The organism is Kitasatospora sp. NPDC057198 (assembly GCF_042670125.1).
Lineage (GTDB): Bacteria > Actinomycetota > Actinomycetes > Streptomycetales > Streptomycetaceae > Kitasatospora.
In genome coordinates this window covers 1-3,785 of the sequence record NZ_JBHUWH010000623.1, presented here as the reverse complement: position 1 = coordinate 3,785, position 3,785 = coordinate 1, and the positions used below count along the sequence as shown (strand labels likewise).

Annotated in this window: 3 protein-coding genes; all 3 read right to left on the bottom strand. The window is 73.3% G+C overall.

What is annotated here, in order from left to right; genetic code table 11:
• Positions 1-60: 60 nt before the first annotated feature.
• Positions 61-498, bottom strand: a complete 438-nt coding sequence (rbfA, locus tag ACFUEL_RS36745) for a 30S ribosome-binding factor RbfA (RefSeq protein ID WP_285740719.1) — start codon at positions 496-498, stop codon at positions 61-63.
• Between the two features lie 139 nt (positions 499-637).
• The gene (locus ACFUEL_RS36740) at positions 638-934 is read right to left on the bottom strand and encodes a DUF503 domain-containing protein (RefSeq protein ID WP_176190225.1); all 297 of its coding nucleotides are present in this window, start codon (positions 932-934) and stop codon (positions 638-640) included.
• Between the two features lie 125 nt (positions 935-1,059).
• A partial coding sequence (gene infB, locus ACFUEL_RS36735) for a translation initiation factor IF-2 (RefSeq protein WP_380242083.1) occupies positions 1,060-3,785 on the bottom strand: 2,726 nt, incomplete at its 5' end.

Below are 3,785 nucleotides of genomic sequence, written 5' to 3'. Positions count from 1 at the left end.
CCACCCCGGTGGGGGAGACCGCCCTCGCGGTACCGGACTCGGCCGGCTCCCCGGCCACGGTCACTCGTCCTCGTCGTCGTCGCGGGACGACTTGTACGGGTCGGCGTCGCCGGCGTACGCGGCCCCGGCGGCGGCGGTGCGGACGGCGGCGTCGGAGAGCCGGGCCTTGTCCAGCAGGTCGTCGATGTTCCGGGCGTTGTCCGGCAGGGCGTCGGCGACGAAGGTCAGGGTCGGCGTGAACCGGACCCCGGTCTGCTTGCCGACCTCGGAGCGCAGGATGCCCTTGGCGCTCTCCAGCGCGGCCGCGCTGGACTCGCGCTCGGTCTCGTCACCGTAGACGGTGTAGAAGACGGTGGCCTCGCGCAGGTCCCCGGTGACCCGGGCGTCGGTGATGGTGACGTACCCCAGACGGGGGTCCTTGATCCGGCGCTGCAGGGTCTCCGCCACGACCACCTGGATGCGGTCGGCGAGCTTGCGCGCCCTAGCGGTGTCGGTCACGTTGCCTCCTCGTGCAGTAGGCGCGTACCCCGGGTCATGACCTCACCCGGTGGGGCCCTCTCCCCAACGTACCCGCCCGCGCCCAGCCTTGTGGGCGCTCTCGGTCGTGTGCGGGTGTGACGGTGGTGACTCCCGCAGGTCATTCGTCGTCGTCGTGGTGGTACCGCCTCCGCGCGGAGAGCAGCACCACCTCGGGGCGGCCGGCGACGAGCCGCTCACAGCTGTCCAGGATCTCGCTGACGTACCCGGCGTCGCCGGACACCACCGCGCAGCCGATCTCGGCCCTGCGATGCAGATCCTGGTTGCCTACCTCTGCGGCGCACACGCTGTACTTGCGCTGCAGTTCGGCCACGATGGGCCGCACGATCGACCGCTTCTCCTTGAGCGAGTGCACGTCGCCGAGGAGCAGGTCGAAGGTGAGTGTTCCTACGAACATGTGGGACAGACCTGAGCCGGTCTGGGGGCCTCGAAGGGTTTCCGACTGGCCCCGACCCTAACAAGCGCGGCCGGGGCCGGTCGACGGGTTAACGCACCCGCCGACCGGCCCCGGTCAGGCACCTGTTACGAGCGCGGCTTCTCCCGCATCTCGTAGGTCTCGATGACATCCTCGATCTTGATGTCGTTGAACGAGCCCAGGGTGACACCGGCCTCGAAGCCCTCGCGGACCTCGGTGGCGTCGTCCTTGAAGCGGCGCAGGCCCTCGATGTTGAGGTTCTCCGCCACGACCTTGCCGTCGCGCAGCAGGCGCGCCTTGGTGTTGCGGCGGATGATGCCCTCGCGGACGAGCACACCGGCGATGTTGCCGAACTTGGAGGAGCGGAACACCTCGCGGATCTCCGCGGAGCCGAGGCGCACCTCCTCGTACTCGGGCTTGAGCAGGCCCTTGAGCGCGGCCTCGATCTCCTCGATCGCCTGGTAGATGACCGAGTAGTACCGGATGTCGACGCCCTCGCGCTCGGCCGCGGTACGGGCACGCCCCTCGGCGCGCACGTTGAAGCCGATGATGATGGCGTCCGAGCCCATCGCCAGGTCCACGTCGGACTCGGTGATGGCACCCACACCGCGGTGCAGGATCCGCAGCTCGACCTCTTCGCCCACGTCCAGCTTGACGAGGGCGTCCTCGAGGGCTTCGACGGAACCGGAGACGTCACCCTTGATGATGAGGTTGAGCTTCTCGATGTTGCCGGCGGCCAGCGCGGCCTCGAAGCCCTCCAGCGAGACGCGGACGCGGCGCTGGGCCATCGAGGCGTTGCGGTCGCGGGCGGAGCGCTTCTCGGCGATCTGGCGGGCGGTGCGGTCCTCGTCGACGACGATGAAGCTGTCGCCGGCGCGGGGCACCGAGGTCAGACCGAGCAGCATGACCGGACGGGACGGACCGGCCTCGGAGAGGCTGTTGCCGTTCTCGTCGAGCATCGCGCGGACGCGGCCGTAGGAGTCGCCGACCACGATCGAGTCGCCGACCCGCAGGGTGCCGCGCTGGATGAGCAGCGTCGCCATGGCGCCGCGGCCCTTGTCCAGGTGGGCCTCGATCGCGATGCCCTGGGCGTCCTGCTCCGGGTTGGCGCGCAGGTCGAGGGAGGCGTCCGCGGTCAGGACCACGGCCTCCAGCAGCTCCTCGATGTTGAGGCCCTGGCGGGCGGAGATGTCGACGAACATGGTGTCGCCGCCGTACTCCTCGGCCACCAGGCCGAACTCGGTGAGCTGGCCGCGGACCTTGGTCGGGTCCGCGCCCTCGACGTCGATCTTGTTGACCGCGACCACGATCGGCACGCCGGCGGCCTTGGCGTGGTTCAACGCCTCGACCGTCTGCGGCATGACGCCGTCGTTGGCCGCGACCACCAGGATCGCGATGTCGGTGGACTTGGCACCGCGGGCACGCATGGCGGAGAACGCCTCGTGACCCGGGGTGTCGAGGAAGGTGATCCGGCGCTCCTCGCCGTTCACCTCGGTCGCCACCTGGTAGGCACCGATGTGCTGGGTGATGCCGCCGGCCTCGCCCGCGACCACGTTGGTCTTGCGGATCGCGTCGAGCAGGCGGGTCTTGCCGTGGTCGACGTGACCCATGACGGTGACCACCGGCGGACGCGGAGCCAGCTGCTCCTCGTCGCCCTCGTCGACGCCGAAGTCGATGTCGAACGACTCCAGCAGCTCGCGGTCCTCGTCGTCCCGGCTGACGATCTCCAGCACGAAGCCCATCTCGTCGGCCAGCAGCTGCAGCGTGGCGTCGGAGACCGACTGGGTGGCGGTGACCATCTCACCGAGGTTGAACATCACCGAGACGAGCGCCGCCGGGTTGGCGTTGATCTTCTCCGCGAAGTCCGTCAGCGAAGCGCCGCGCGAGAGGCGGACGGTCGAGCCGTTGCCGCGCGGCAGCATCACGCCGCCGACGGACGGGGCCTGCATGGCCTCGTACTCCTGGCGCTTCGCGCGCTTCGACTTCCGGCCGCGCGCCGGACGGCCACCGGGGCCGCGACCGAACGCGCCCTGCGTGCCACCACGGGCACCCGGACCACCGGGACGACCGCCGAAGCCGCCGGGACGGGCACCGCCGCCACCGAAGCCGCCGCCGCCACCGGCACCGCCACCCGGACGGGGGCCGCCGAAGCCGCCACCGGCCGGACGCGAGCCCGGACCGGCCGGACGGCCCTGGAAGCCGGGACGGGCACCGCCCGGAGCACCCGGACGCGCACCGGGGCCACCCGGACGCGCACCGGCACCCGGACCCGGGCGCGGGCCCGGACGCTGCGGCATCATGCCGGGGTTCGGACGGGGCATCCCGGACGGGCTCGGCGCACCGGGGCGCGGAGCGGCCGGACGCGGCATGCCGTCGGGACGCGGCGCACCGGCACCCGGACCACCGGGACGCGGGGCGCTGCCGGGACGGGGACCGCGCTCGCCGGCCGGGGCACCCGGACGGGGGGCACCGGCACCCGGGCCACCCGGACGGGGGGCGCGCTCGCCGGTGGGACGGGGACCCCGCTCGCCGCCCGGCGCACCGGTCGGACGGGGGCCGCGCTCGCCGGTGGGACGCGGACCGCGCTCACCGGCCGGGCCGCCCGGACGCGGGGCGGACGGACGGGCCATGCCCGACGCGCCGCCCGAGGTGAAGGGGTTGTTGCCCGGACGCGGACCGGCCGGACGCGGGCCCGGACGGGCCGCGGGGTTGGCCGGGGCCGGCCGCGGGGCGGCCGGACGCGCCGGGGCCTCGCCGGCCGGGGCCGGGGAGGAGAACTCCGCCGCCGGCGCCGGAGCGGCCGGGGCGGGCGCCGCCGGACGCGGACCCGGGG

Coding starts and splice junctions, on each gene's coding strand:
- ACFUEL_RS36740 (WP_176190225.1), bottom strand. CDS start 934: ATGTTCGTAGGAACACTCACCTTCGACCTGCTCCTCGGCGACGTGCAC.